This window comes from Deltaproteobacteria bacterium, from assembly GCA_016178705.1.
GTDB lineage: Bacteria > Desulfobacterota > Binatia > HRBIN30 > JACQVA1 > JACOST01.
Window position 1 is genome coordinate 146,423 of sequence record JACOST010000013.1, and the last position, 21,657, is coordinate 168,079.

Annotated in this window: 25 protein-coding genes and 1 pseudogene; 7 read left to right on the forward strand and 19 right to left on the reverse strand. The window is 62.7% G+C overall.

The window, feature by feature from the left end:
* Positions 1 to 6: 6 nt before the first annotated feature.
* Positions 7 to 648: a deoxynucleoside kinase gene (locus HYR72_08000; GenBank protein MBI1814903.1), complete on the reverse strand. Its 642-nt coding sequence runs from the start codon at positions 646 to 648 to the stop codon at positions 7 to 9.
* A gap of 116 nt (positions 649 to 764) precedes the next feature.
* On the opposite strand from HYR72_08000, the gene nagZ reads away from it, so the two are divergent.
* Entirely contained in the window at positions 765 to 1,823 is a 1,059-nt protein-coding gene (gene nagZ / locus HYR72_08005) for a beta-N-acetylhexosaminidase (GenBank protein MBI1814904.1), read from the forward strand.
* A gap of 171 nt (positions 1,824 to 1,994) precedes the next feature.
* On the opposite strand, the gene mtnA is transcribed toward nagZ, so the two are convergent.
* Together mtnA and HYR72_08015 are read right to left on the reverse strand one after the other, a co-directional pair.
* Positions 1,995 to 3,116: an S-methyl-5-thioribose-1-phosphate isomerase gene (mtnA, locus tag HYR72_08010; protein MBI1814905.1), complete on the reverse strand. Its 1,122-nt coding sequence runs from the start codon at positions 3,114 to 3,116 to the stop codon at positions 1,995 to 1,997.
* Positions 3,085 to 4,425, reverse strand: coding sequence for a HAMP domain-containing histidine kinase (locus tag HYR72_08015; protein ID MBI1814906.1), 1,341 nt, complete (start codon positions 4,423 to 4,425; stop codon positions 3,085 to 3,087). Before HYR72_08015 ends, mtnA begins: the two co-directional genes overlap by 32 nt.
* Positions 4,426 to 4,550: 125 nt before the next feature.
* Between HYR72_08015 and HYR72_08020 the strand changes: the two genes are divergently transcribed.
* The 5 genes from HYR72_08020 to HYR72_08040 all read left to right on the forward strand — a co-directional run bounded on the left by HYR72_08020 (position 4,551) and on the right by HYR72_08040 (position 10,233).
* The gene (locus HYR72_08020; GenBank protein ID MBI1814907.1) at positions 4,551 to 5,900 is read left to right on the forward strand and encodes a patatin-like phospholipase family protein; all 1,350 of its coding nucleotides are present in this window, start codon (positions 4,551 to 4,553) and stop codon (positions 5,898 to 5,900) included.
* Positions 5,901 to 5,941: 41 nt separating this feature from the next.
* Positions 5,942 to 6,163 (forward strand): type II toxin-antitoxin system HicB family antitoxin, encoded by a 222-nt coding sequence (locus HYR72_08025; GenBank protein ID MBI1814908.1) that lies wholly within the window; start codon positions 5,942 to 5,944, stop codon positions 6,161 to 6,163.
* Entirely contained in the window at positions 6,160 to 6,381 is a 222-nt protein-coding gene (locus HYR72_08030; GenBank protein ID MBI1814909.1) for a type II toxin-antitoxin system HicA family toxin, read from the forward strand. Before HYR72_08025 ends, HYR72_08030 begins: the two co-directional genes overlap by 4 nt.
* Positions 6,382 to 7,186: 805 nt before the next feature.
* Positions 7,187 to 9,637 (forward strand): phosphotransferase, encoded by a 2,451-nt coding sequence (locus tag HYR72_08035; GenBank protein ID MBI1814910.1) that lies wholly within the window; start codon positions 7,187 to 7,189, stop codon positions 9,635 to 9,637.
* Positions 9,634 to 10,233, forward strand: a complete 600-nt coding sequence (locus tag HYR72_08040) for a hypothetical protein (protein MBI1814911.1) — start codon at positions 9,634 to 9,636, stop codon at positions 10,231 to 10,233. Before HYR72_08035 ends, HYR72_08040 begins: the two co-directional genes overlap by 4 nt.
* A gap of 668 nt (positions 10,234 to 10,901) precedes the next feature.
* Here the strand turns inward: HYR72_08040 and HYR72_08045 are convergent.
* The 15 genes and pseudogenes from HYR72_08045 to eno all read right to left on the reverse strand — a co-directional run bounded on the left by HYR72_08045 (position 10,902) and on the right by eno (position 20,541).
* The gene (locus tag HYR72_08045) at positions 10,902 to 11,081 is read right to left on the reverse strand and encodes a type II toxin-antitoxin system PemK/MazF family toxin (protein MBI1814912.1); all 180 of its coding nucleotides are present in this window, start codon (positions 11,079 to 11,081) and stop codon (positions 10,902 to 10,904) included.
* 137 nt (positions 11,082 to 11,218) lie between these two features.
* Positions 11,219 to 11,452 (reverse strand): hypothetical protein, encoded by a 234-nt coding sequence (locus HYR72_08050; protein MBI1814913.1) that lies wholly within the window; start codon positions 11,450 to 11,452, stop codon positions 11,219 to 11,221.
* Positions 11,418 to 12,233 carry a deoxynucleoside kinase gene (locus tag HYR72_08055; protein ID MBI1814914.1) on the reverse strand — a complete coding sequence of 272 codons (816 nt, stop codon included), beginning with the start codon at positions 12,231 to 12,233 and terminating at the stop codon, positions 11,418 to 11,420. Before HYR72_08055 ends, HYR72_08050 begins: the two co-directional genes overlap by 35 nt.
* 28 nt (positions 12,234 to 12,261) lie before the next feature.
* A complete protein-coding gene (locus tag HYR72_08060; protein MBI1814915.1) occupies positions 12,262 to 12,594 on the reverse strand; it encodes an XRE family transcriptional regulator in 333 nt (110 codons plus the stop codon).
* Positions 12,595 to 12,665: 71 nt separating this feature from the next.
* Positions 12,666 to 12,977: pseudogene (locus HYR72_08065) on the reverse strand (DUF86 domain-containing protein).
* Positions 12,978 to 12,996: 19 nt separating this feature from the next.
* The gene (locus HYR72_08070; protein MBI1814916.1) at positions 12,997 to 13,299 is read right to left on the reverse strand and encodes a nucleotidyltransferase domain-containing protein; all 303 of its coding nucleotides are present in this window, start codon (positions 13,297 to 13,299) and stop codon (positions 12,997 to 12,999) included.
* Between the two features lie 248 nt (positions 13,300 to 13,547).
* A complete protein-coding gene (locus HYR72_08075; protein ID MBI1814917.1) occupies positions 13,548 to 13,799 on the reverse strand; it encodes a hypothetical protein in 252 nt (83 codons plus the stop codon).
* Between the two features lie 45 nt (positions 13,800 to 13,844).
* Positions 13,845 to 14,192: a type II toxin-antitoxin system PemK/MazF family toxin gene (locus HYR72_08080; protein MBI1814918.1), complete on the reverse strand. Its 348-nt coding sequence runs from the start codon at positions 14,190 to 14,192 to the stop codon at positions 13,845 to 13,847.
* The gene (locus HYR72_08085; GenBank protein MBI1814919.1) at positions 14,189 to 14,437 is read right to left on the reverse strand and encodes a hypothetical protein; all 249 of its coding nucleotides are present in this window, start codon (positions 14,435 to 14,437) and stop codon (positions 14,189 to 14,191) included. Before HYR72_08085 ends, HYR72_08080 begins: the two co-directional genes overlap by 4 nt.
* Positions 14,438 to 14,636: 199 nt before the next feature.
* A complete protein-coding gene (locus tag HYR72_08090; GenBank protein MBI1814920.1) occupies positions 14,637 to 15,776 on the reverse strand; it encodes a thiolase family protein in 1,140 nt (379 codons plus the stop codon).
* 77 nt (positions 15,777 to 15,853) lie between these two features.
* Entirely contained in the window at positions 15,854 to 16,624 is a 771-nt protein-coding gene (locus HYR72_08095; GenBank protein MBI1814921.1) for an alpha/beta fold hydrolase, read from the reverse strand.
* A 547-nt stretch (positions 16,625 to 17,171) separates the two neighbouring features.
* Positions 17,172 to 17,759, reverse strand: a complete 588-nt coding sequence (locus tag HYR72_08100) for a zf-TFIIB domain-containing protein (protein ID MBI1814922.1) — start codon at positions 17,757 to 17,759, stop codon at positions 17,172 to 17,174.
* Positions 17,756 to 18,694, reverse strand: coding sequence for a M48 family metallopeptidase (locus HYR72_08105; protein MBI1814923.1), 939 nt, complete (start codon positions 18,692 to 18,694; stop codon positions 17,756 to 17,758). Before HYR72_08105 ends, HYR72_08100 begins: the two co-directional genes overlap by 4 nt.
* Positions 18,695 to 18,700: 6 nt before the next feature.
* On the reverse strand, positions 18,701 to 19,258 hold the full coding sequence (locus HYR72_08110; GenBank protein MBI1814924.1) for a LemA family protein: 558 nt from the start codon (positions 19,256 to 19,258) through the stop codon (positions 18,701 to 18,703).
* A gap of 8 nt (positions 19,259 to 19,266) precedes the next feature.
* Positions 19,267 to 20,541 (reverse strand): phosphopyruvate hydratase, encoded by a 1,275-nt coding sequence (eno, locus tag HYR72_08115; GenBank protein ID MBI1814925.1) that lies wholly within the window; start codon positions 20,539 to 20,541, stop codon positions 19,267 to 19,269.
* Positions 20,542 to 20,616: 75 nt separating this feature from the next.
* On the opposite strand from eno, the gene HYR72_08120 reads away from it, so the two are divergent.
* Positions 20,617 to 20,949 (forward strand): septum formation initiator family protein, encoded by a 333-nt coding sequence (locus HYR72_08120; GenBank protein MBI1814926.1) that lies wholly within the window; start codon positions 20,617 to 20,619, stop codon positions 20,947 to 20,949.
* A 25-nt stretch (positions 20,950 to 20,974) separates the two neighbouring features.
* Here HYR72_08120 and gcvH read toward each other — a convergent pair whose 3' ends face one another.
* Positions 20,975 to 21,400 (reverse strand): glycine cleavage system protein GcvH, encoded by a 426-nt coding sequence (gene gcvH / locus HYR72_08125; GenBank protein MBI1814927.1) that lies wholly within the window; start codon positions 21,398 to 21,400, stop codon positions 20,975 to 20,977.
* Positions 21,401 to 21,657 lie beyond the last annotated feature (257 nt).

The window sequence follows — 21,657 nt, forward strand, 5'->3', positions numbered from 1 at the left end:
CGGGGGTTATTTGGATCCAAGCGGAATGTAGTGTTGCACTCCTTGCCCCATGCTTTTGATCTCGCGGATCAGGTCCGCCATCTCGTCGGAGTTCGCCACGAAGTCGATCGCCGACGAGTTGACCACCAGCAGGGGCGTTTCGTCATAGTAGAAAAAGTAGTCTCGATAGGCCTCCGCTACACGTTCGATGTACTCGGGCGCGATCCGCCGCTCGTAGTCCCGGTCCCGCTTGCGTAGCCGCGTGAGCAAAACGTCGGAACGGGCTTGGAGATAGACGACCAAGTCCGGTTTCGGCAGGCGAGCGTCGAGCAAGCCAAAGAGCTGGCGGTAGAGAGCGAGTTCATCGGAGTCCAGATTCAGTTGCGCAAATATCTGATCCTTCGCGAACAGGTAATCGACGACGGTATTTTGGCTGAAGAGATCTTGTTGTGCAAGCTCTCGTTGCTGGCGATAGCGCGTGAGCAGGAAAAAGAGTTGGGCCTGGAACGCGAACTGACGGGGCTTCTCATAGAATTTCTTGAGGAACGGGTTCTCCTCCACCTGCTCCAGAACCAAGCGGGCGCCAAAGGCGTCGGCTAACAGCCGCGCCAGCGTCGTCTTACCGACCCCTATAGGGCCTTCCACGACGATGTACCGCGAGCCCTTCACCGCCGCCTCCGTGTCCGCAACGGCGCACTACCACACCGCACAATGTAGTGTCCAGACGAATTCGCGCGAATCCAGCGCGAATCGTCGGCGCACACGGGTATGGTAAGGTGACGCGCATGGATCGGCAGGCGCTGCAACAGATGATCGGCCGGGTGCTCATGGTCGGCATCCCCGGCGTCGAGTTGGACGAAGCCACTGCGGCGACGTTGCGGCGGTTGCACATCGGCGGCGTGATTCTGTTTCGCCGCAATGTGGGCACGCCGACGCAGCTCGCCGCCCTGACTGCCGCGCTGCATGCGTTGCCCGCTCGGCCACTGGTCTCCATTGACCACGAAGGCGGTCGGGTCATGCGACTCGGCGCACCGTTTACCTCGTTTCCCGCGATGGCAGTTGTGGGCGCGACCGGCGACAGCACAGTTGCACGGCAGGTCGGCCGCGCGATGGGAGCCGAGCTGTCTGCTGTTGGTATCGATTTGGATTTCGCGCCCGTACTCGATGTCCACTCCAACGCCGCCAACCCCGTGATCGGTGACCGCTCGTTCAGCAGCGACCCGAGTGTCGTTACGACGATGGGCATTGCGCTGATGCACGGTCTGTACGAGGGCGGCGTACTGTCGTGCGGCAAGCACTTCCCTGGGCACGGCGATACCGACACCGACTCGCATCTAACGCTGCCGACTGTGCGGCGCACGCGCACTGAATTGGATCGCATCGAGTTGCCGCCCTTCCGCGCCGCCATCGCAGCCGGCGTACCGCTGCTGCTGACTGCGCACGTGCTGTACCCAGCCCTCGACCCGCACCGACCGGCGACGCTGTCGCCGTTGATCCTGCGCGATCTCCTGCGCACGGAGCTCGGCTTTGCCGGCGTGATCGCCAGCGACGACTTGGAGATGCGCGCCATCAGCGGTCATCACGATATCGGTGATGCGGCCGTCGCGACGTTGAATGCCGGCGTAGACTTGCTGCTTGTGTGCAACGATTTTGCCAAAGCGGAAGTCGCGAGCGCGGCGATCGAGCGGGCGGTGATCGACGGTGTGCTGTCAGCCAACGTTGTTGAAGCCGCCGCCGGACGGGTCAACCGACTGACGAAACCGCACCGGTCGTCGATCGCGCTCGCGGATTTGCCGATCGCCGAACACGCCGCGCTCGCGGCGCGTCTGCGCGCACAGAAGTAACAGCCTGTTGAAAAGCTCCGCATGCTTCGAGACGCGCCTGTCGGCGCTCCTCAGCATGAGCGGTTCTTCCCTTCTGCCACAACACTTTTCCGCTCACCCTGAGGAGGCGCGAAGCGCCGTCTCGAAGCCTGTCCTGAGCCCGTCGAAGGGGGGCGTGGCACTAACGGGCTGCTAGCGTGAACCCGTCTTGCGACTAACGACGCGCGGTTCTCCGCGCACCAAACGCGCGAGGGATTTGCTGTACGGCGGACGCGCCACGCCGCGTTCAGTGATGATAGCGGTAACCAACTCGTGCGGCGTCACGTCGAACGCGGGGTTGGCGATGCGGATACCCGCCGGCGCGATCTGTCGGTCGCCGATGTGCGTAACCTCACGAGCGGCGCGCTCCTCGATCGGGATGTCTTCACCACGTTTGCAGGCCAGATCGATCGACGAGGTCGGCGCCGCAACATAAAACGGCACGCGATGCCGCGCCGCCAGCACCGCGAGCGTGTACGTCCCGATCTTGTTGGCGACATCGCCGTTGGCCGCGGTCCGGTCGGTGCCCACCACCACACACTCGATCGCACCGGCCTTCATGAAGTGACCCACCATGCTGTCGGTGATCAGCGTAACCGGGATACCGTCCTTCTTCAGTTCCCAGGCGGTCAAGCGCGCACCCTGCAGAAATGGACGCGTCTCGGTCGCAAACACATTGATCCGGCGACCCGACTCGACTGCGGCGCGGATCACGCCAAGCGCGGTACCATATCCAGCGGTGGCCAACGCGCCGGCGTTGCAGTGCGTCAGTACGGTCGCCTTCGCCGGCACCAACTCCGCGCCGTAGGCTCCGAGCGCCCGATTGGCGGCGATGTCTTCTCGGTGGATTGTGAGCGCTTCCTGACGCAACAGGTCGCGGACGGTGTCGGGGCTGCTGCCGCGAGCGCGCTTGAATACCCGCTGCATGCGTTCGATCGCCCAGAACAGATTGACCGCGGTTGGGCGGGTCGCCGCAAACATCCGGCACCAGCGATCGAACGCGCGCGCCATCTCGCTCGGTCGCGCGTGCGCCATCCCCAGCGCGATTCCCATCGCCGCCGCCACACCGATGGCCGGCGCGCCGCGCACGACCATATCTTTGATCGCCACCGCAACTTCGCGCGCGTCACGATAAACGCGATAGACCTCGCGCGTCGGCAGCAGCCGCTGATCGATCATCACCACTGTGCCGTTGCGCCATTCGACGGTTCGAATCACTGTCCCCTCACGCGAGGCGATTCCCTTACGTTTGCGATGGCGACAGGTCAAGGTCATGTTTCGCAGTCAGCGGTGGATGCAGCGGCGGCCAGACGCGAAACGTGCTGCCGGCCTCGGGGGCGCTCTCGACGGCGATGCGCCCGCCGAGCATGCTCACCAACAGCTGAACGAGGTAGAGCCCGAACCCCACCCCGCCGCGCTGCGGCCCGTTGCCGGGTGCGACCTGATGAAACGGATCGAAGATCGCGGCCAGTTGGTCGGGCGCGATGCCGACGCCGGTATCGGTCACGGTGATTTCGATCCCGCCGTCGCGCGCCGAGGCGACCAGACGAATCTCCCCTTCGCGCGTAAACTTCGCCGCGTTCGACAACAGATTGCGCGCGATCTCGCGCACCTTTCCTGCATCGCTGTCGAGCACGAGGTGACTCGGAATATCCCACTGGAGATGCACCAGGCGCTCGCGCACGAGATCCGCGGTGGTCTCGCGCAAGGGATCCAACGCTTCGTGGACCGCGAACGTCTCGCGGTGCAACGGGAGGCGGCCATCTTCGAGACGCGCGAGATCCAGCACGCCGTCGGCGAGATAGAGGAGTTGGCGCGCCTCCCGCGCAATACTACGCACCGCGTGACCGGCATCGGAAGGCAGCCCTTGCTCGGCGAGAACGTCGGCGTATCCCATGACGACCGTCAGCGGCGTGCGCATGTCGTGCGACAGGCCGGTCAGCAGATCGGTGCGCGCACGGCCGGCGGCCTGCAGACGCTGATTGACGTCGCGCAACTGCTGCGCCTGTCCAAAGAGTTGGCGACGGTTCTGATCGATGTAGTGTGCGCCCAGGGTGGAGAATATCGCGTCCGAAACCAGCGCGATGAAATCGTACGTCGGCACCGGGCCGCTGTGTGCCCCCGCGAGCAACGCCAGTGAGTGGGCGCCGATCACCCCGACGTTGAGCGCGAGCTGAAACCGTGCCCCCCAGGGCACGAACACCGACGACACCAGCATGAACGCGATGTACGTCAGCAGCACGTACAACATGTCGCCGCCGACCACCGCATTGTAGAGCGCGAGGATGACGCAGACGCTCACGTTCGACGCCAGCGCGATCCACGCCGTCGTCGGATGGCGGCAGACGCGCATGCGGCGCCAACCCGCAATCACGACCGCGAGCTGAACCAGCCACGCCGCAATGAGCCACCAGTGCCGGGCCGGGTAGTACGTTCCTTCGACAAACGAGCCGATCGCGGCAAAGACAAGGTAGAGCGTGAGCCCAATGCGCCAGCGGCGCGCCGTGAGTTCGCCGGTTTCTTCCGCGAATGTGGCGGCGGTTCCGCCGCCCTCGGAGCCATGCTGCGGTGCGTCGCGTGACACGGCTCTGGCCCTTAGCACGGGCGCGCCATCGGCGCGAAGCCGCCCGCCGCAGCGTGAACGCAGCATGTCAGTCCTTGACAAACTGCGTCATGAAACTCTAAGTTCGGACCCATGTGAGGTGGGATGTGGGGATTACAATCGTCCAGAAGAGCGAAGTAGGCGTTCGCAAACCCGATCCAAAGATCGCGCTGGTTTTAGCCGGCGGCGCGATTACCGGGGGGGCGTTTAAGCTCGGCGGGCTGAAGGCCCTCGACGACTTCCTCGTCAATCGCAAGATCAACGATTTCGACACCTACGTCGGCCTCAGCGCTGGCGCCGTGTTGGCCGCGCCGCTGGCCGCGGGCATTAGCCCGGCCGAGATGCTCAAGAGCCTTGAGGGTAAGTCCGAAGAGATCTCGCAGTTCCAAGCGCTTGATTTCTACAGCCCCAACTGGCGCGAGTTCGCCGAGCGCCCGCTGCAGTTCACGCTCGACCTCGCCGCCTACGCGCCGGGCGTCCTACTCGACCTCGGGCGCCACGCGCCCACGCTGTTCGGCACCTTGCGGCGCGGTCTCGCGGCGTATTTGCGCGAGCCGTCATCGCAACATCTGTGGGACATGGTCGAGCCGATCGTCGAGACCATCGACAAGCGGCGCAGCTTTCCGTTCGTGCTCGACTACCTGCCGTCGGGCTTCTTCGACAACTCGAGCATTGAGCGATACCTGCGCCGCAACTTCGAACGGGGCGGCATCAGCAACGACTTCCGCACCCTCTACCAGTCGACCAAGCGCGAGCTGTACATCGGCGCGATGAACCTCGACACGGCCGAGCGCGTGGTGTTCGGCCACGACGAGGACGCGTCGGTGACGATCTCCGAGGCGGTGCAGGCCTCGACCGCCCTGCCCGGCTTCTACAAGCCGGCGCGGTTGCACGGTGTCGACTATGTCGACGGCGGTGTGCGGCGCACGGCGAACATCGATGTCGCCATCGAACACGGCGCCGACTTGGTGATCTGCTACAACCCGTTCCGGCCGTTCTCCAACCGCGTCCGGCGCAAGTACGTAAAGGAGTTGGGCAAGGTCGTGGTCGAAGGTCGTCCGTTGGTCGACACTGGGTTGCTCACGGTGATCAACCAAGTGTTCCGCACGCTGCTCCACTCGCGCCTGCAGTACGGTCTGCGCCAGTATCAGGATGATCCGCACTTCCACGGCGACATCCTCGTCATCGAGCCGAAGGAATCCGACCAGCACTTCTTCCAGATGAGCGCGCTCGCCTACTGGCAACGCGCCATAGCCGCGCAGCACGGCTACATCTCGGTGACGCAATCGATCGAGCAGAACTACGAACTGATCAAGCCGATCCTCGAAGGCTACGGCATCGCGATCACCCGCCGCGCCGCCCGCGCCGGCGTCGACCGGCTGCGCGCCGACAACGAAGACGAAGCCTCCGACGTGCTGACTCGCGAGATTCCGCGCCGCAACCTCAGCGTGGCGTAGAGCGTTCGGTATACAGTGCCGGGAACGGCGAGGAGCACGGGATGACCGACTATGAGTTCACGGTCGTGATCGAGCGAGACGAGGACGGACGCTTCGTCGCGATCTGCCCGGCCCTGCAGGGTTGCTATACCGAAGGCGAGAGCGCGGAGGAAGCACGCGGTCTCATCGAGGATGCGATTCGTCTCCACGTTGAAGATCGCTTGGCCTCTGGCGAACCGATCTGTCAGGAAGTTGGGGCGACCAAGGTCCGCGTTGCGGTATGAGTCCGCGGCTGCCGACACGCAGCGCGCAGGACGTTCTGCTTCTCCTCAAACGCAAAGGCTTCGTCGCCGTTCGCCAGAGCGGCAGTCATGTGATCCTCCAGCATCCAGACGGCCGCCGCACCACGGTGCCGGTTCACAAGGGTCGCAACCTCGGGCGTGGCCTGCTTCGTCAGATCATGCGCGACGCCGATCTCACAGTCGATGATTTGATTGGCTGAAGGCGAGCAGCCGAGCTGCTCTTCTAACAGAGTGTGGAGGACACGAGCCGAATTACCTCGAATTGCCTCCTTCCCGACTTGACCCCGAAATTCCCCTGCTGAGGGCAAGCAGAACATCGCGACACGCGACTTCGAGAAACTGTCTCTTGGGCAGCCCAGTCCGTCCTGCTCGCCTTGATGCTGTGTTCGAACAGCAGATTCCCCTGGACGAAAATAAAGCGGGCAAGTCGCTTGACAAACGAGGTAGCATGCGATTTTTAGCCGGCCAACCGACAGGAGGAAGCCATGCCATCGAAGACCACAACGGTCAGGCTCGCCCACGGAATGATACTGCCGGATGCGAGCACTATTCGTGCGCTAATGAAAGAACTTCGCACGCGTGCAGACAAGGATCGGAGTCTGGGGCGTCGGTGGAGGTCTAATCCACGTGCGGTTCTTGCGGAGTTGGGCCTCGCCCGGCCCATTCAGAACCAGATTCTCAGCGAAGAAGGTCTGCGGGTGGTACGTCGCTCTGGAGAACTGCAGCTCGAATCGGGGTGCTACAGCTGCTCGGGGTGCTGCTGCACAGGCTGCTCCTACTCAGGTTGATCGCTCGCCAGCGACTCGTTTCTCTTCGGAAGCAATGCCGAGCGGCCTTGAGCACCCGGCACGGGTTGAAGCTCGTCTCGCGGCCCTCTACGCCGACCGCCTTGCAGCGTTCGTTCGTACCCTCGGCCGTGATTGGGTCGTTCACGAGCGCTCCACGAAGAACCTAACTTGGCTGTACTGCGGGCACAGCTCCGGCATCCCAACCCACGGCTGGAAGGTGCACGTCTCGCTCGCGATCGCGGAAGCGACAGATGCGTTTTTGAGGATTCTGGAGTATCTCCGAGAGGAGATGCTGTCGTTCAAATTGCCGAACAGTCTCGGTGGAGTATCAGCTCTCAATAGCGGGCTCGCAGGGCCGACCCAGTTTGGAAAAGTCCTGACCATCTACCCATCATCGACAGCTCAGGCTTGCTTGGTGGCCAAGCACCTAGATTCAGTGATTCCCGTTAGAAGGGGTCCTCGAGTGCCATCTGACAGATACCTTCGGGCAGACGGTGCGATATCGTTAAGATACGGTAGCTTCACGCTTGATCGCGTTTTGGTGGACGCGTTCGGGCGTTTCGAGCCAGCGATCGAAACTCCGTTCGGGCTCTCACGCGACGAGCGTACAGCCACCGGTCGCCAGTCAGCGTTCGCCGATCCTTTGCCACTGTCGCTCGAACCCCAGCACGATCACTCGGCTCTCGCGACAAACGACGCGCTGTTCAGAAAAGATTCGACAGAATACGTTCCGCTGTGTCTGCTACAGCAGACGCCACGCGGCCGTGTGTTTCTTGCCGGAGACATCAACTCGGCGCAAACCGTGATCATCAAGACCGCGGAACAGGGTGTCATGAGCGACATTGCCGGTCACGATGCCGCGAGTCGGTTGTTAAACGAATTTAGGGTGTTGAGGCAACTAAGACAGGCTGGCCTCACAGTGGCGCCCGAACCAATCGTGATGAACGCTGAAGTGCCATGGATGGCCGTGGCCGATGTACAAGGCGAAACAGTCGACTCGCTTCCACCCGATCAGCAATTGCTTCGGCTCGCCGATGCGGCGGACAGACTTGCGCGGGTGCACGAAGCCGGTTTTGTGCACCGGGATGTCAAGCTTGCCAACATCCTGGCGACGCACGACGAAGTCGTCCTCATCGATTGGGAGCTAGCCTCCAGAATCGGCAGCGAGGAGCCAATCATCGGAGGAACAAGGGGTCATGTTGCGCCCGAAGTGATCCGGGGGAAGTACGCTGCCGAGCAGGCGACGCCTATGGCAGATGTGTTCGGCGTCGGGGCCTCCGTGGCGCATGCGTTACTGAGGTGCAATCCGGCGCTGCTTCCGGCTGGCAGCGGTAGGCTCATTGGTCTCCTGGTTCTAGGCGGGAACAAAGACGCCGCGATCGTCGTAAGGAGGTGTGTTGCTGCCGATGTAGCACGCCGTCCAACAGCGGCAGACGTGCGCGACAGCATACGGCGTCTTCGAGTTCGCACTGCGGCAATGTTCCTTCAAACAAAGGTGGTGAAGCGCGGTAGTCGAAGGTGGGCACTCCGAGCGGCGTACGAAGTCGCGAACCTGACGCGGAGGTACCGATCACCCACACCTGGCGGCACTGCGTGGCAGAATCGCCATTTTCAAGCAGATTTTCTCTGCGAGAGTATCAATTTGGGCGCGGCTGGGATCATCATCGGTCTGCTAACGATTGCAGAATTTACGCGGCGCGACTCGCACGTTGACGATGTCCAACGCGCAGCCGAGTGGCTCGCGAACGCCGCACCGCCCAAAGCTTCATGTGGTCTGTTTACCGGAAATGCGGGCGTCGCCCTCGCGCTCGCGTTGGTTGGTACGCGCTTCGGTGAACCGAGGTTCATCGCAGCATCACTAGAACGTTTAGGCGTGGCCGCGGAAGCGCGAGATGAGCAGGATTTGTTCGCCGGCGCGGCCGGTGTCCTGTGGGCAGGGGCTGCTATTGGGCGGCTCCTGGGAGAGGTAGCGCGTGACATTGTTGCTCCTCTCGCACGATGGCTGAACGACACTGTGGTTGTTCGTGACGACCTGCTCGTGTGGAGAAACTCAGGTAGGCTCGATTCGGCAAAGGAACCCTTTACCGGGGCTGCTCATGGGGCAGCAGGAATAGCTCTTGCGCTCCGGGTCTGGAGTAGCGAGAGTCGACAGATAGACGGAACGCTATTGGCCCGTGAAATACTGTTGCGTCTCTACGAGAAGGCAAGAGTGGAGCCGGGTGACGCGATGCGACGGTCCCTGGACGTTCCCGTGCTGCCGACGCCGTCGAACGAATGGTGTCATGGAAGCATGGGATATGTTTGGTGCGCCCTGCAGGCATTCCCGAATGATCCGGCCTTTGAGCCGGCGATCGACTGGGCAGCATCGCGTCTCTACGCGGCACCACGTGTTAGCAACGTCACATTCTGCCATGGCCTAGCAGGGCAGCTTGAGGTGTGGCGAATGTTGACTCGGAACGCCCGGTGGGACCGAATCGCGCAGCACCGTAGCAGCGAAATTGCCGCCTGCTTGAGATTGCTGACAGAGAGAAGCAGCGGCCTTACGACATGGTGTGCAGAAGATCCGAACGTATTCACGCCTGACCTGTGGGTTGGCTTTCTAGGCCCCGCAACCGCAGTCGCGAGACATTTCATGGGTGAGTCATTGCCACTGATGTCGCTTGATTGAACGATTGGGTGCTGGGAGAGATCGTGCGTATCACTCTTGATCGTTTACCACGAAGTGCCGTCATCTGTGCAATTGGGGTGTGGGACCCGGTCCTCGAATGTAATCGCAAACTGTTCCGCCAACTTGCTAAGACATCGCGTAGCGAGCACTATACTAGCGTCATCGTGACGTTAGATCCTCCGCCAGCAATGTTCAACCATGGCCGAAAAGAGTGGGCGACATTTGATAATCTAGCGGCGCGGCTCTCATTTCAGCGCAACGAGGGCATCGACACGACAATCGTTGCGCGAATAAGTCACCGCGAAACCAAGCTCGGCGCGAGGTGGTTTTTCGATGTACTCTCCAACTACGTCGATATCGCCCAGATCTGGCTCGGTGCGCGGCAATCCCTAGGTCCAGATCACGAGGGATCTTCGGCTGCTATTCTTGAGTACGCATCGCGACGCAAGATACGCGTGGTGCGGCTGCCGAATCGGTTCACTCGCAACGTATCCGGGCGCGGAAGGGAATGGCTTCGTATCGGGAGCGTCTGTCGTGCGAGAAAAATGTCGGGCGTGAACCTTTGTGGCGAAAGCCCCCCCATTCTAAACGAGTGAGCGTCGCCTGGTTGCCAGGAAACTATACCGCGAGAATCATAGAGGATCCGTCGCAAGTCGATGGCGATACTGTGGAGTTGCAACTTTTGCAATCCGGTTCTGGGCTCCCAGCGTTCACGTGGCCCGAAGCGGCGTCGAAGTGGCTGCGCTTCATCGCTGGGCCGCTCGACCAGCGAGGGAGAGGTGATCTCTGAACAACGGTTGAAGCCGCCGTGCGGACTCTACCAACCGCGTCAAGCGCAAACTTGGGGTGCGTCTGGAAGTGGGCGTTCGCTTGAACCGCTTCGCCGGGGAACGATGCGGAGCGCCGCGTCGCTACAGTCAGAACGTGGGTGTGGGGTTCCCACGCCGCACGCCGGACCGTAAGCTCGTCCAAGGCCAACGGCTTGGACGAGCCCGCACGACACGATCGATCATCACCTTCTGCAGGCTGCCGGAGAGAATCCCAGTGGCCGGATTATCAGGTAGCCAGGACACGCTGCGCCGGCTCAGCGTGTCTGCGCCCCCTGGCGTTCGACTTCCCGCAGCACCGCAGCGATCAGCGGCGCCTGCAGCACGGCTTCCAGGCTCCGGCCTTTCGCATCGGGCGCACTGCCCAATCAGCACACGCGCTAAACGGAAGATGGGCGCCGTGGTCAATCGGGTCGGCGGCGTACTCGCCTGTTCCCTCAGACTCCCACCAACGATCGCAGCTTGGCGCGGGCCTGATCCATCGAGCGGGCCGAAAGCCGACCCAGCCGGCGGCGGACGGCGGCGACGTGAATGGTCGCAAGCTTGTGCAACCTGAGAACCGACGTCACCTTCAGTCCGGTCTGCCCGTGCTCGTCGAGTTGCGGATCAAGGACCAGATCGGTTGGGGCGGAGTGACGGACGAGATGTAGGCAACGAGGATCTCGTTGGTCGACGCGGTCTGTGGTGTGAGCAGCAGAACCGGGCGCTGCTTCATCCCCGGGGCGTCGCCGAACGGAAAGCCGCTAGATGAATCTCACCGGGCTGCATCCTCCGGTTCCCCGTCGTTGACCGTGTAGATGTCCTCGCGGACATCGCCGAGCTCGGCCGCCCACTGTCGCGCAACGCCGCGTTCCCACGCTTCCCCGGCTTCATCTTCCTCGGGGACCAGAATGATGACCCGTACCCGCCCCGGCCGCAGATCCGGCGGCACGATTCCCTGTAGACGGTGCTGGTCATCGATCTCCGCGCTTACTTCGAGGGCCTTCATGCTCGACCTCTGGCAGATTCACTGGGATTTCGTGCGGCGACCATAGCATGCCATCTCTGGAAAAGCTTCCGGCGCACTCACGAACGCACTGCAGAATAGATTCGCGTGAGGCCGCCTCCCAATCGTCTTGCGGATCGACCAGCAGCAGTGTGGCGCAGGAGGATGTCGCCAGCAGTTCATCCACGAGACCTTCCCAGGCTCGATACAACTCGATGACTGCTTGACGGCCCTTGAGGCCGCGGCTTCGTGCCCACGGGTATTTCGAAACGTAGGCCACGTTCTGGGAGGCCCATGATTCACCGCGCTCGCGATGCACGCGCGTCAACGCTTGGTCGATGTTGCTCGGCCGAAGATAGATGAGCAGTGGGTCAGCCGCGGTGATCTGACTTTCGATTCTCGCAAACACCGCCTTGACTTCATCGATCGGCGCCCCGTCCATAAGGTTGGGCAGCACCGAGTTCTGCAGAAACGTGCTCTCAAGAATGATCGTTTGCTGGCCGCCGGTGCAGCGGCTGGCCAGTCGCGCCCATTGATCCAGCCCGTACACCTCCGCATCCCTCGCCAAGCCGTCCTCGCCGTCGTCGGATTGCGCGGCCATGTTGCGATAGTGGGTTCTGAGCAAGTCGATCGCTTTGGTTCGGATCGGATGATCGTCCGCAAACTCGTGATAGACGCGGGCGTCTTCACCCTGGCTAATGAGCCAATTCGCCAGCTTCGAAGCCGTCGTCGACTTTCCCACGCCGATCATGCCCTCGATCAGGATCAAACGCCCTGCCGCCATACTGGGTCTGTAACCGAAACTTCGAGCCTCAGGCCGCGCGCCGCTTCGTCGGCGCCCCGAAGTAGCGCGCGAGATCCTGTCGACTACTGCCCATGCTGACGAGCGAACGAACAAGTAGGTCGATGCTGACCGATGGATCACCGGCCTCCATCTTCGCCACCCGAGACTGACTCGATCCAAGCATTCGCCCCGCTTGCGCTTGGGTCATCTTTCGCCGCGTCCGTTGCTCACGCAGCGCCTTTGCGAGATCGAGCTTCAGCTCCACCACCGCAGCCTCGGCATCGGTCAGCGCCAGGAACTCCCTGGCGGAGCCGACCTTCCATCCAGCGGCTTCCAGCCGTTTCTTCTTCTGCCGTTTCATCGCTCCCTACTTCCGCAACCGATCGATGTCGCCGATCTTCGGACCCGGGCCGGGAGCAGCGCGCCCTGCCGCTACAGGCTCGACGATTCGGGTGGAACGATCTGCTCTAGCTGGCGCACGAGCGGAGGCAGCTCGGCACTGACCACGTCCCAGACGAGATCGTAGTCAACCTCCAAGTAAGTCATGCACCACCTTGTGCCGCATGCCGATGATCTTGCGCCACGGAACCTCGGGATGCGCTTGTTGGAACGGTGACGAGACGCGGCGCGCGGCTTCGCCGAGCGTTTGGACGAGATGGGTCAGCGCGAGCCGAAGGTCCTCGTCGGCGTCGTACGCGGCGCGACTGCGCACTTGCCGATCGCCTTGCGGGCCATGTCGAGCATGTGGCCGACATAGACCAGGTCATCCTTCTGCGTACTGCGTCTCGGCACTCTCGATGACGCGGCCGCGGAGCCGACGATTGAGATACTTCTCTCGCACGAGATCGACCCGGTGACCGCCGAGGATCTGCGACAGCTCATCCTCGATATCGAAGACCCTGAATCCGACGACCTGACCGGGTTCGAAGTCGACGAGTACGTCGACGTCACTGTCTGGCCGGAAGTCGTCCGTCAATACCGACCCGAACAGGGCCAATCTGCGGATGTGATGCCGCCGGCACAACGCCGCGACTCGCTCGTGGTCGATGAAAATCCTGGCGCCCATGGTCTCCCCATACCATATTCGACGCGGAGGCTGGAATCGACACGACTAGTAAGGCAGCGCTCGAAGACGGAGGTGCCGCACGTTTGTCCGTCACGCGGCATGCCGGATCTTGGCCTTGAGAGCACGGCTTCGAGCAGAGCGCGCGCATTCGCGAGATTCCACGCCGCAACCTCAGCGTGGCGTAAGGGCGGTAGGCAGTAGCGCCCCGACTGCCTACTGCCCTCTGCCTACTGTCTACTGTTCTCCGCTCACAGACGTTCGATGATGGTCGCGATGCCCATGCCGATGCCGATGCACATTGTGGCGAGGCCGTAGCGCTTGTTCTGCCGTTCGAGTTCGTCGACCAATGTGCCGATCAACATCGCGCCGGTTGCGCCGAGCGGATGACCCATCGCGATCGCGCCGCCGTTGACGTTGACGCGCTCCGGGTCCATGCCGATTTCCTGCATCACGCACAGCGGCACCGGGGCGAACGCTTCGTTGATTTCAATCAGATCGATGTCGCGCTAGTTCCATCGTCCCCGCCAGCGGCGAGCACTGCCCGGTTAGAAGTCGCCTAGACGCCGGAGCTTCTCCTTCACCTCTTGTAGAACCGGCTTCGGGACGTCTCCGAGCGGCCGCCGGAGCCGGCGGTTGTCGATCGCGCGGCTCTGGTCGATCATAACCTCGCAATCCGCCGCGTTGCCCGCCATGCCATGCGGTAGAGCGACCCGCAGCAGATTCTCTCCTGACAGGTGCGTGGTGCACGGGAGAACCCATGTGGAAGGGTGATCGGCTTGATTGAGGAGGTCGGTCTGGATCACCAGTACGGGCCGCAGCTTGCCTGCCTCGGTTCCCTGCCTCGGGCTCAAGTCGGCGAGGTAGAGTGTTCCGTGGCGAATCGCTGCCTTCAATCGAGTCCCTCGCCAGCGAGATGATCCAACTCCCGGATCTCCTTCATCGTCGATTGTCGCGTCGCGCGCGATGCCACCCGGTACGCCGCCTTGAGCGTCCGCCGCTCGGTTCTCTCCTGCAGCAGCCGCAGCCCGCGTCGGATCACCTCGACGTTGCTCTTCAGTTTGAGACGCGACTTAAGAGAATGAACGAGTCGGAGTTCCTCCTGCGGCAGGGTGACACTCGACTTGGCATTGGTCCTCATGCCGTTTTCATACCGCGACGGCCGCCGCCACGGCAAGCGCTCGGCAATTATCTGTAAGCGATGGCGGTGCGCACAGCGAATCAAGGCGGTACGACGCCGCAGGGCAGGAATGAGCAGACTTTTGTCGAGACGCCCCCGGCGGAGCGTCTCGACCGAATGGAGGACTACGGACGTTCGCAGAATTACAGACGTTCCAGAACTACAAGCGTTCGATGATCGTCGCGATGCCCATGCCGATGCCGATACACATCGTGGCGAGACCGTAGCGCTTGTTCTGCCGTTCGAGTTCGTCGACCAGCGTGCCGATCAACATCGCGCCGGTTGCGCCGAGCGGATGCCCCATCGCGATCGCGCCGCCGTTGACGTTGACCCGCTCCGGGTCCATGCCGGTTTCTTGGATCACGCACAGCGGCACTGGCGCGAACGCTTCGTTGATTTCAATCAGATCGATATCACCGATCCTTAGGCCCGCGCGCCTCAAGACCTTCTGCGTCGCCGGGATCGGCCCGGTCAGCATGATGACCGGCTCGGAGCCGACGATCATCTGATCGACGATGCGCGCGCGTGGTTTGAGGCCGAGTTCCTTCACCTTCTTTGCCGACGCCAGCATGACCGCCGCAGCGCCGTCGACGATGCCGCTCGAATTGCCGGCCGTGATCTTGCCGTCGGGCTTGAACGACGGCGTCAAGGCCATCAGCCCTTCCAACGTCGACTGCGGCCGCACGTGCTCGTCGGTGTCGAACAGCTTCGCTTCGCCATTGAGCGTCACCTTCATCGGAATCAGGCTCTTCTTGAAGCGGCCTTCCTGAATCGCGCGCCACGCTTTCTGCTGGCTGGCGAGCGCGAAGCGATCGATTTCCTCGCGGCCGTAGTTCCACTTCTCCACGATCATCTCGGCAGAGAGACCTTGCGGCACGAGGTTGTACTTTTCCATCAAGCTCATCGGCAGCGGTCCCATGTCCGAACCCATGGGCACACGAGTCATGTTCTCCACGCCGCCGGCAACGACGAGATCTTGCGCGCCCGCCTTGATCGCCTGCGCAGCGAAGTTCACGGCCTGCTGACCCGAGCCGCAGAAGCGATTGAGCGTCACGCCCGGCACGTCCACCGGCCAACCCGCCGCCAGCACCGCACCACGGGCGATGTTCGTGCCCTGCTCGCCAGTCTCGCTAACGCAGCCGATCACCGCGTCTTCGATTTCCTTGGGATCGACGCCGGTGCGCGCGGTGATCGCGTTGAACACCGCCACCAGCAGATCCATCGGATGGACGTTGCTCAGACTGCCCTTGCGCCGGCCACGGGCGGTACGGCACGCATCAATGATGTACGCTTCGGACATGGGAAACCTCCATTCGGGGAAAAATCAGATGAGGCAGGACTAACAGCCGTTCATCTCGCAGTCAATGTGGGAACCGGCTACGCGTCGTCGGTTTCTTGGGACTCTTCGCGCAAGGCCAGCAGCGGATCGCCGAGGGTTTGAACGATCCATCGATGAACGTCGCCAACGCGTCGCTCCCATCCGCGTTCCACGTGCAGGGCATGACCTGCGTCCGGATCCATTTGCAGCACCGCGCCGACGTGCTGGGCCAAGCGCGCGACATCGGCCTGCGCCACGAACGCGTCGGCGCTACCGGCGACAACGAGCGTCGGCGTTGCCGTCGGCGCGATGTCGATGGCATCGCGTACGAGTGTCCGTAACAGGACGACGGACTCACGGGTGTCCGCATCGAGCGGCTCGCCGAAATAGGCCCGGCCGCGCGCGCCCCGCGGCGCACGGATCGTGCGGCCGAATCCAAGAGCTGGCCGAAGCAAACGCGCGGGAGTGTCGCTGAACGGGCGTGGCACGATCGGCGCCAGCGCAACCGCTGCACGCGCGATCGTCGCCGTCCGTAGGGCCAGCAGCGCACCAACATCATGTCCGATCACCACGGGCTGGGCGGGCAGAGCAGCAATGACGCGCCGGATCTCACGCTCGATTTCCAACAACGAACTCGCCGCAGCGGCACCGTCGCAGTCGCGCCAGTTCAGCGCGTAACAGGCCCAACCACGATGCGCGAGAAATCCGCTCCACCGGCGCCACACAGCGGCGGTGTGCCACAACCCATGGAGCAACAGCAGCGGCGCGGTGAACTTCGGACTCTCGCCGCCGCTGACCTCGACGCTCAGTTCGCCGATCCGAAGATTCATGCTGAGTCCTTCGCGCGCGCAGCGTGCGATCGCAAGCCCCAGAAACAGACAGGCCCTCTGGAGTATCCAGAGGGCCTGTCCGCCGAGCCCGAAGGCTCAACCTGAGGGAGGGAAAAAAAACCTGGCCTAGTGAATGGCCTCAGTCAACGTGACGCTGGCTACTTCTTCTTCTTGCCAGCGGCTTTCTTCTTCGCAGGGGCTTTCTTCTTCGCCACAGCCTTCTTCCCTTTCTTTGCCTTCTTCTTCATCGGCATAGGATCCTCCTTGGAGACCACGCTGGGTCTCGACTTTCCTCACAGCTCCCATTCCCTCAGGCATTCTCCACCTCATTCAGCCACCCACCACCAGTTACGGTCCGGATTATAGGAAGTCACCTTCCATCGTGTCAATAGGAGAATGGCATTTTGGAAAACTTTTTCCGGGCGAAAGCCCGCCGCCCAAAAGCGAAAAACCGGGAGCGTGAAGTGGTGCTCGTCGCATTGCGCGCGCTCGGTAGCAGATTGTTTTACCCCGTCCTCCACAACCGCGCGCGCGGTTTGTCCACAGCTCAGATACCAAACAGCAACTGCAATAGCGCACGCACCACGGACCATCCCGCGCTCTGCGCCAAGTCCCGCTTGATGTCCGTGGGTTCGTCGTCAGCGGCGAGTGGCGCGCTCGCCGCCGCGTCGAGATTCTTCACCGTCGACCAATTCGTCGCGCTGGCGTAGCGCTGCGTGAGTTCCTGTAGCGCTGCGGCACTTACTGGTACTGGCTGCGATCGTGGCGTTGCCGCGTGCGCACCTTTGAAGCGGCGGAGTTCGCCACGGTTGAGCCACATTCCCTCACACGCGCGGCAGCGTTCGATGTGCGCGTCGGCCGGCAACACCGGATCACGAAATTCGTGCATGGCCGTGACGCAACGCGGGCACTTGAGTTCGCTCGGCACTGTCGCCACCGGCGCCCGCAGCGCCGGTTGATCGACTGGATCAAGCCGCGCGACGTCGCTTGCGTCGATCGGAAATAATTCCCAGCGGTCGCACCACAACCCGCCGCAGCGCTCGCATTGATCGAGCGCAATCAGGTAACCGCTACGCGAGTGCGCGGTGACTGGCCGCAGCGCGATGTCGCAATTGGGACAGGCGGGGGCACTCATACGGCTGTGCCGTGCGCGAGTGCGCGCAGAATCGCGATGCGCCGCGCCAACGGCGGATGCGTCGCTAGCAGGTCCGCCAACCGTCCGTCGCGGGAACCGATACTGCGCTGCAACGGATCGCTGATGAACAGGTGTGCAGTACCACGAGTCGCAGCGCGCAACGGCGTCGCGATGGCGCCGATCTTCTCCAGCGCGCGCGCCAACCCCAGCGGGTTACGCGTGAGCTCCGCCGCCGTCGCGTCCGCCAGGTATTCGCGTTGCCGTGAGATCGCCATCGCCAACAAGCGCGACAGCAAGGGCGCAATCACCAATGCGATCGGCAGCAGAACGATCAGGAGGATGCCGCCGCGCCGGCGCCGCTCGCCGCCCACATAGAACATGCGCCGCCCCCAATCCGCCAGCATCACCAGGCCGCCCAACAGCACACCGACCACCGTCATCACCAGCGTATCGCGGTTGGCGATGTGCGCCATCTCGTGCGCGATCACGCCTTGCATCTCTTCGCGATCGAGCCGCTCCATCGCGCCCTCGGTCACCGCGATCGCGGCGTGCTGCGGGTCGCGACCGACAGACAAGGCGTTGGGCGCCGGATCGAGCAGCACGTAGATCGCTGGCTGCGGCAGCCCCGCCGCCAATGCCATCTCGGCCACGATGTTGCGCAGTTGGCGATGCTCGGCGAGATTGGGGTCGAGCGGATCGGCCAGCAGTGATGCCATCACCAGCCGGGCACCCGCAAAATACGACGTCAGCGCTAGGCCGCCCGACGCCACCAAGGCGATGAACGAGACGAACGGCAAGCCTTCGCCGTGCGGATCAAGGAAGCCGTAGGTCGTGACGTCGAGCGCGAAGCCGAGGCTGAGGAACGCCAGAATGAATACTGCGAGAAACGCAAACGTGCGCCGGCGGTTCTGAACCTGTCGCGCGTAGAGGTCCACAAGTGGCTAGGACTTCAGCGTGAGGTCGACATGCGAGATGGTGCGATCCGCGTCGTCGGCGCTGAAGAACTCGGCGCGCTGAAACCCGAAGAAGTTGGCCAGCAGGTTGGACGGGAACACTTCCTGGCGCGAGTTAAACTGCATGACGGTATCGTTGTAGAACTGGCGCGCGAAGGTGAGTTGGTTCTCGGTCGTCGTCAGCTCTTCCTGCAGTTGCAGCACGTTCTGGTTGCTCTTCAGTTCCGGATAATTCTCGATGACCGCGAGCAAACGCCCGAGCGATTGCGTCAACTGGCGCTCGGTCTCCGCGGTCTCCGCCACCGTCGTCGCGCTCACCGCCTTGGCGCGCGCGGCGACCACCCGTTCGAGCGTGTCGCGCTCGAACTGCATCGCACCCTTCACGGTCTCAATGAGATTGGGAATGAGGTCGTGGCGCCGTTTGAGCTGCACATCGATTTGCTTCCAACCGTTCTGGACCCGGTTTCGCAGCGTCACCAATCCGTTGTAGCTCAGCACCGCCCACGCAGCGGCGCCAAGGACGAGCAGGAGCAGAATGGTCGACATATGCCACCTCAGCGCCGCAGCACGGCGCGGCCGGGATACTCCGCTTTGCGGCCGAGTATCTCTTCGATCCGGAGTAACTGATTGTACTTCGCGGTGCGCTCGCCTCGGCAAGCGCTGCCGGTCTTGATCTGGCCGGCATTCACGGCAACGGCCAGGTCAGCGATGGTGGAGTCCTCGGTCTCACCGGAGCGGTGAGAGATCACGGTCGTGTAGCCCGCCGCCTTCGCCATCCGAATCGTTTCGAGGGTCTCAGTCAGCGTGCCGATCTGATTGAGCTTGATCAAGATCGAATTGCCGATGCCGGTGTCGATGCCGCGGCGCAAACGGATCGGGTTGGTGACGAACAAGTCGTCGCCGACCAATTGCACGCGGCGCCCGAGTCGCGCCGAGAGCGCTTGCCAGCCGTCCCAATCGTCCTCGGCGAGTCCGTCTTCAATCGAGACAATCGGATAGCGCGCCACCCAGTCGGCGTAGAAGTCAATCATCGCCGTACTCGATCGCCGCACCCCGTCCGATTTGCGGAAGACGTAGGCGCCGCGGTCGAAGAACTCGCTGGCGGCCGGGTCGAGGGCGAGCACCACCTGACGCCCGGGCTTGTAGCCGGCACGTTCGATCGCTTCGAGAATGATCTCGACCGCCTCTTGATTCGAACCGAGCGACGGCGCGAAGCCGCCTTCGTCACCGACCCCGGTGCTGTACTTGCGTTCCTTGAGTACGGTACGCAGTGTGTGAAAGACCTCTGTGCCGATGCGCAGCCCCTCGGCGAAGCTGCGCGCACCCACCGGCATCACCATGAATTCTTGCAAGTCCACCGAGCTATCCGCGTGCGCACCGCCGTTGAGGATGTTCATCATCGGCACCGGCAACACGGTAGCCTGTTTGCCGCCGAGATAGCGAAACAGCGGCTCGCCCACCGCCGCCGCCGCCGCGTGCGCGACCGCGAGCGACACGCCAAGCATCGCGTTGGCGCCGAGGCGGCGCTTGTTGGGCGTCCCGTCGAGATCGATGAGGAAGCGATCGATCGCATCTTGCTTCCGCACGTCGCGGCCCCGCAATGCCGGCGCGATGATCTTATTGACGTTGGCGACCGCTCGGGTGACCCCTTTGCCGAGGTAGCGGCGTTTGCCGTCGCGCAGTTCGAGCGCTTCATGCTCGCCGGTCGAGGCGCCCGACGGCACCGCGGCTCGACCCACGACATCGCCACTCAGCCGCACGTCCACTTCGACGGTCGGATTTCCGCGCGAGTCCAAGATCTCGCGCGCCACGATCTGTTTGATCTTCACCCTCGGTCTCCGCGGCTGTTTGCTATCGTGTCGCGCCTTCCGCTACGATGCGATTCCAACAGTGGGGAAAATGCGATGGCTCTCGTACCACCGCCTCCGGCGAAATACAAAGCGCTCCTGCTCGGCGGCGTGGTGTTTCTCGTCGCGCTCGTGATCGGTGCGATCTACGGCGATCGTGGCTTGATCGATTTGCAGCGCTTGCGCGGCGAGCAGCAACGGCTGGAACAGTTGGCGTTCGAGCGCCAGCAGGCCAACGCGCAATTGCGCGAGCACATTCAGCGGCTGCGCTCCGACGATCGCTATCTCGAGCGGCGCGCGCGCCAGCAGTTGCATTGGGCGAAGCCCGGTGAGGTCATCTATCGGTTCGACGAACCAAACGGCGAACCCAAAGCAAGGCCGTCTCGCTAGCCGATCGGCGCCAGCGAACGTGGCGCTAGTCGTCGCTCTCGCTCTCGACAAATTCTTCGTACTCGTCGGCCTCCATCAACTCTTCCAGCTCCGCCTCGTCCTTGAGCGTGACTTCGATCAGCCAGCCCTCGTGGTAGGGATCCTCATTGATGAGACTCGGGTTCTCGGTCAGCTCGGTGTTGACGGCCACCACCGTTCCGGTCACCGGCGACGCCAGTTCCAACGCCGTGCGCACCGACTCCAGTTCGCCAAATGGCTCACCACGCTCAACCGCGCTGCCCACTTCCGGCAACTCGACGCCAATGATCTCGCCGAGTTTGCCTTGGCCGTAGTCGGACAGGCCAACCTCGACGCGATCGGCTTCCCCGCGCACCCACAGGTCGTCGTTAGAGAAGCGAATAATGAGCGGCGCGGTGCGCTCCTTCTTGGTTACTTTCTTCTGCCGTGCCACGGGCTGCTCATACAAACGCCCGCTGCGCGGTGTCAAGGGCTAGGAGGTCGAAGTAGTGTCTCAGTTTGAAATTGGCACTGCGGCCCATCTTCTAGCGTCGTGTCTCGCAAATGTCAGCGATAGGCGATCTTTTCTGAGGCGTAGGGGCGATGCATGCATCGCCCTCCGTGTTTCTCCGCGGTGGACGTCAATTCGCGGGCGACGTATGCGTCGCCCCTACAGGGAACCGGGAGTGCTTCGTCGCTCGTTCCTACCAA